General features: G+C 51.3%; 1 rRNA gene. It reads left to right on the forward strand.

Annotated features, from left to right (window positions below):
- A 23S ribosomal RNA gene (locus IB268_RS30900) occupies positions 1-179 on the forward strand; the annotation flags it as partial.
- Positions 180-380 lie beyond the last annotated feature (201 nt).

The following is a 380-nucleotide window of genomic DNA, read 5'->3' on the forward strand; positions in this document are numbered from 1 at the left end:
AAGTACGGAAGAGATAACCGCTGAAGGCATCTAAGCGGGAAACTCGTCTGAAGATAAGGTATCCCGGGGACTTGATCCCCCTGAAGGGTCGTTCGAGACCAGGACGTTGATAGGTCGGGTGTGGAAGTGCAGTAATGCGTTAAGCTAACCGATACTAATTGCCCGTGAGGCTTGATCCTATAACACTGATGGTTATGACCTGGTGATATAGCGTTCCAAGTGTCGTTCAATACAAAATCTGGCTGCACCGTCGGCAGCCAGCCAACACCAATTACACCCCACCGTGCGTGATCATCGAGTCTGACTCTGATCGCCACGCGTTGTGTTTCTTCCAAGATTGGAGCAGTTGCCTAACCGCAGCCGCTCAACCAGTTACGCTT

It is taken from the genome of Achromobacter sp. ACM01 (assembly GCF_014851745.1).
Classification (GTDB): Bacteria; Pseudomonadota; Gammaproteobacteria; order Burkholderiales; family Burkholderiaceae_B; genus Achromobacter; species Achromobacter aegrifaciens.